Origin of the sequence: Streptomyces cahuitamycinicus (assembly GCF_002891435.1) — a bacterium.
Classification (GTDB): Bacteria; Actinomycetota; Actinomycetes; order Streptomycetales; family Streptomycetaceae; genus Streptomyces; species Streptomyces cahuitamycinicus.
In genome coordinates this window covers 1-4,539 of the sequence record NZ_POUC01000538.1, presented here as the reverse complement: position 1 = coordinate 4,539, position 4,539 = coordinate 1, and the positions used below count along the sequence as shown (strand labels likewise).

Annotated in this window: 5 protein-coding genes and 1 pseudogene; 3 read left to right on the top strand and 3 right to left on the bottom strand. The window is 72.0% G+C overall.

All coding sequences use genetic code 11. The features are described from left to right. Positions 1 to 453: PhzF family phenazine biosynthesis protein (locus tag C1J00_RS38655; RefSeq protein WP_146046346.1), on the bottom strand; the 453-nt coding region annotated here is incomplete at its 3' end. A gap of 73 nt (positions 454 to 526) precedes the next feature. On the opposite strand from C1J00_RS38655, the pseudogene C1J00_RS38650 reads away from it, so the two are divergent. Both C1J00_RS38650 and C1J00_RS38645 read left to right on the top strand, forming a co-directional pair. After that, positions 527 to 898: pseudogene (locus C1J00_RS38650) on the top strand (FTR1 family protein); the annotation flags it as partial. Between the two features lie 126 nt (positions 899 to 1,024). Next, complete coding sequence (locus tag C1J00_RS38645) at positions 1,025 to 2,017, top strand: SCO2278 family lipoprotein (protein WP_102913557.1); 993 nt, start codon at positions 1,025 to 1,027, stop codon at positions 2,015 to 2,017. Between the two features lie 127 nt (positions 2,018 to 2,144). Here C1J00_RS38645 and C1J00_RS38640 read toward each other — a convergent pair whose 3' ends face one another. After that, entirely contained in the window at positions 2,145 to 2,882 is a 738-nt protein-coding gene (locus C1J00_RS38640) for a bifunctional DNA primase/polymerase (RefSeq protein WP_102913556.1), read from the bottom strand. Positions 2,883 to 3,091: 209 nt separating this feature from the next. Here C1J00_RS38640 and C1J00_RS38635 point away from each other — a divergent pair, with 209 nt between their 5' ends. Continuing rightward, positions 3,092 to 3,949 (top strand): glycerophosphodiester phosphodiesterase, encoded by an 858-nt coding sequence (locus C1J00_RS38635; RefSeq protein ID WP_102913558.1) that lies wholly within the window; start codon positions 3,092 to 3,094, stop codon positions 3,947 to 3,949. Here C1J00_RS38635 and C1J00_RS38630 read toward each other — a convergent pair. Next, the coding region (locus tag C1J00_RS38630) for a TetR/AcrR family transcriptional regulator (RefSeq protein WP_102913555.1) at positions 3,928 to 4,539 on the bottom strand (612 nt) is incomplete at its 5' end. The genes C1J00_RS38635 and C1J00_RS38630 overlap by 22 nt on opposite strands.

Here is a 4,539-nt window from a genome sequence, read left to right as displayed (position 1 = left end):
GGCGTACACCCTCCCCCACTGCCCGAAAGGCGTGGGAGGTGCCCCCACCCCCGGTGGCGGGACGGCCAGGTCGTCGACCTCGGCGGCACTGCCGTACCGGCGCAGGGTCCACGGCGGCACCCACTCCGCCCGGGCCTCGATCCAGCAGAACTCCCCGTCCTGCCGGGCGCCGACCACGCCCGCGGGCGTGACCAGTTCGGGCACGTCGAGCAGCCATGCCGTGCCGACGCAGGGGTGCCCGGCGAAGGGCAGTCGCAGCGTCGGGGTGTAGATGTCGATCACTCCGCGCTCGGGGTCGTCGACGAACACGGTCTCGCTGAATCCGACCTTCGCGGCGAACGCCTGCCGTTCGTCCCGCTCGGGCATCACGGATCCCTCGCGCACGACCCCGAGCTCGTTGCCGTACCCACCGTTCGGCCCGCAGAAGACGCGGAGCACGTCGTAGTCAGTCACAGGGGCATTCTCGCCGGTCAAGGGCATGCCGGTGACCCAGGGGTCGTGATGCGACCTTTGACCGTCCCTTGACGCAACCATCGTCTGTGCCTCGGTGCACGCGGCGAGCGACGGCACACCGCGTCCCCTGCTCGGCGTCGCCCTGGGCCTGACGACGGCGGTCCTCCTGGGCCTGCTGTTCCACCGGGGGGCGCTGCGCATCGATCTGGCCAGGTTCTTCACGTACACCGGCGGCATGCTGGTGGTCGTCGCGGCCGGCGTCCTGGCGTACGGCTTCCACGACCTCCAGGAGGCCGACTTCCTGCCCGACCCCACCACACTCCAAGTCACGGTGTGGCTCCTGTACTTGATCCCGACGCTGGCCCTGTTCCTGGCACCGACCCGGACGACGGCCCCGGCTCAGGTACGCGACAAGGCAGGACAACGCACCACCGCCGACGCCTGAGGCCGGGTGGGTGCGCGACCCGGCGGAACGGTGTCCCGCCTGCGGACCCGCACCCCCACCCGCGGCCCAACCGCCGGAGGCACCCGGTAGGGTTCGCCTCCGGAAAGGGGAAGGTGAAGGTACCCGATGAGCAGGGATCGCGACCCTCGTACGCTGCGCAGGCCCGTCCGGAGCGCCCTCATAGCAACCTCGACGGCCGCTTTGTCGCTGTCGGCCGGTGGATGCGTCGTCGTGCACGGCGAACGTGAGATCCTCCCGTCCTCGACCCGCGCCGAAGCCGCCGAGGCTCTCCAGGAGTTCACGACCGCGTACAACGCGGCCGACAAGGCCTACGACGGCACCCTGGACGCCGACCACACCACCGGCGCTCTCGCCGACATCGACTCGGCCCGTCTGAAGGCCGGGAGGGCGAACAATCCGGACGGCAACCCGAACCACACCCCGCTGAAGCTGACGGACACGAAGTTCACGATCCCCAAGAAGGCGGGCTGGCCCCGCTGGTTCGTCGTCGACGCGGCCGGCAACAAGGGCGGCACCGCCCGCTGGCTGCTCGTGTTCACCCGCAGCAGCCTGGACGACCCGTTCCAGGTGGCGTACCTGACGCTCGTCGCCCCGGGCAAGGTGCCGCAGTTCAAGAAGGACGCCGACGGCTGGGCCGAGTCCGTCCCCGTGAACTCCACAGACCTGGCGGCGGACCCCGGCGAGCTGAGCCGGACGTACACGACGTATCTGCAGGGCGGCGGAGAGACCTTCGCGGACGGCCCTCACACCGACCAGTGGCGTGCCCTGCGACAGAAGAACTCCAAGAAGCCGGGCATGGTCACCCAGTACATCGACGAGCCGCTGACGAACGGCGACTACGCGCCGCTGGCGCTGCGCACGGCGGACGGCGGGGCACTGGTGTTCTTCACCACACGCCACTTCGAGAAGCAGACCGCCTACGCCGGCACGTCCGGTCCCGCCCCCGGCAAGGACGTCCTCGCCCTGACGAAGGGTGAGATCAAGCAGTCCCTCACCATGGAGTTCGTCTCCAACGAGGTGGCGCTGGACCCCAAGGGCCAGGGCAAGGTGACGATCCTGGGCAGGATCCAGGGCCTGACCTCGGCGGAGGGCTCGTAGCCACGGCCCTCACGGCGGAGGGCTCGTAGCCAAGACCCGCTCGGCGGAGGGCTCGTGGCCAAGACCCGCTCGGCGGAGGGCTCGTGGCCAAGGCCCGCCCTCACGGCACGGTCGCCGGGGGCAGGCTTCAGTGCCGCGGTGTGGGCCAGGCCGCCCTGGCGTGCCCGGTGTCCTCAGCGACGTACCGTCCGCCGACCTCCGTGAGCACCTCCAGCAGGCTCAGCGGGTCCGGCAGCGCGTGCTCCGGCCCGCGCACCCACCGCACCGCCTGGTCCTCACCGGGCAGCCGAGCCGGGGGTACGAGGACGTAGGAGCCCCGGCAGTGCCAGCGCAGCCCGGGGTGTTCGTCCGCGGTCTCCGGGTGGCAGTCCAGTTCGCACGGCCACCACTCGTCCTCGTCCTCGGGTGTGCCGCGGGTGAGGGTGAAGAAGAGGAGGCGCCCGTCGTCGCTCTCGGCGACCGGCCCGACCTCGACGCCGGCGGCGAGCAGCCGCTCCAAAGCGTCGCGACCGGCATCGAGGGGCATGTCGAGGACGTCGTGCACCATGCCGGTCGCGGTGATGAAGTTGGCCTGCGGCTGATGGCGGGCCCAGCGCTCGATCTGGGCGGGGTCGGTGGTCGACTGCGTCTGCCAGGCGAAGGACACCGGGTGCCGGGCGGGGGTGGGACAGCCGACGCGGTCGCAGGAGCAGCGGTACCCGGCCGGGTGGGCCGCGGGCGCCAGGGGCAGTCCCGCGCCGGCGGCGGCGAGCAGCAGGGCCTCACGGCCGCCGTCCCCGGCGGTCTCCTTCGGCCGGCGCCCGGCGCGCAGCCACTGGGTGAGTTTGCGCTGCAGGCCGGTCCGGCCGCCGAACTCCGCGCTCATCTATCCCCTCGCCTCGCCGTCGTGCGGAACAGCATGCCTCATGGTCCCATCTTCCCGCGCACCGGGGGGCCAGTGCCCACCATCCAGGACAGGAAGGACGCAACGTACAGCGGGCATCCGAAGGGACGAGAAACGACGAACGCTGCTTCCCCCCTCGATCTGGTGTCATTGCCTGCTTTGCCATGACATGGCGTCCTACCGTGGTCGCCATGGTCACAAGGATCGCGCTGACGGGTCTGGCCTCCGCGGCCTCCGTGGTCTCGCTGGCCCTCACGGGACCCGGCGGCCGTGCCCCGGCTCCGCTGGAGTGGGGCGCGGGTCCGCTGACCGTGGCGGCCCTGCCCCGGATCACGTACGTCGCGCACCGCGGCGGCGCCCGCGAGGTCCCCGAGAACAGCATGGCGGGGCTGACGACCGCCTACGAGCGCGGGACGGCGCAGGTGCTGGACTTCGACACGCGGCTGCTGCGCGACGGCACGCCGGTGGTGTTCCACGACGAGACCCTGAACCGCACGACCTACCTGGGCGGCGCGGTGCACGGATTGAACGCCCGGGAGTGGCGGGGCGTACGGCTGCGCCCGAAGGACAGGCTCCCGGGGAGCTGGCGGTCGGAGCGGCCGCCGACGGTCGCCGAGGTGCTGGATCGTTTCGGCGGCCGGATCGTGCTGATGCTGGAGGCGAAGGACCCGCGGAGCCTGGAGCGGCTGGCCGCGCTGATCCGGTCCCGCGGCCTGACCCGCTCGGTGTTCGTGAACTCCAACGACCCGGAGGTGGCCCGGCGCGTCCACCGCCTCGGGCTCCTTACACAGCTGTGGCGCTCGGCGCGGCAGCTGCGCACGGACCGCCCGGAGCGCTGGCGGTCGTTCGTGGACCTGCTGGACGTGGACCACCGGGCACGCGACGCGGATCTGGTGCGGGCGGTGAACTCGGGGATCGCCCGGGTGTGGGCGCACACCGTGGTGACGGACGCGCAGCGGGACCGGGTGCTGGCTCTGGGCTGCGGCGGCGTGATCACGGACGCTCCGGGACGTCTGGCCCGGGCCGCTCAGCGCGGGGCCAGGCCGTGAAGGGCGTAGTCGACGAGGGTGTCGGTGTACTCGTAGGAGATCGGGCCGGTGTGCTGGAGCCAGCGCTGGGCGAGCGGGGAGATGAAGAACTCCAGGGCGATGCGCGGATCGATCTCGGGCCGCACCTGGCCGGCCTCCTGCGCGGCGCGCAGCCGGGCGACGTAGAGATCCAGTGAGGGCTGCATCAGCTTGGCCACGAGCTCGCGCCCGAGCTGCTCGTTGACGACGCCCTCGGCGGCCAGCGCGCGGGACGGCACGTCGAACCTGGGGTCGCGCATCTGGTCGACGGTGGCGCGCAGGACGGCCTTGACGTCGGCGGCGAGATCGCCGGTGTCCGGGAAGACGTACGGCTCCGGCCCGGTGTCCGGCACGGCCTGCTCGGCCAGGTCGAGGAACGCCTCCATCAGGACGTCCGCCTTGGACGACCACCATCGGTAGATCGTCTGCTTGCCGACCCCGGCGCGGGCGGCGATCCCCTCGATGGTGGTCTTCGGGTAGCCGGCCTCGACGACGAGCGCGAGGGCGGCGTCGTAGATCGCTCGGCGGGACTTCTCACTGCGCCGGGTGGAGTCGGGGGCGGGCTTCCCGGG

What these genes read in the sequence shown, in the direction of transcription:
- C1J00_RS38635 (WP_102913558.1), top strand. Translation starts at nt 3,092, where the DNA reads ATGGTCACAAGGATCGCGCTGACGGGTCTGGCCTCCGCGGCCTCCGTG.
- C1J00_RS38645 (WP_102913557.1), top strand. Translation starts at nt 1,025, where the DNA reads ATGAGCAGGGATCGCGACCCTCGTACGCTGCGCAGGCCCGTCCGGAGC.
- C1J00_RS38640 (WP_102913556.1), bottom strand. Translation starts at nt 2,882, where the DNA reads ATGAGCGCGGAGTTCGGCGGCCGGACCGGCCTGCAGCGCAAACTCACC.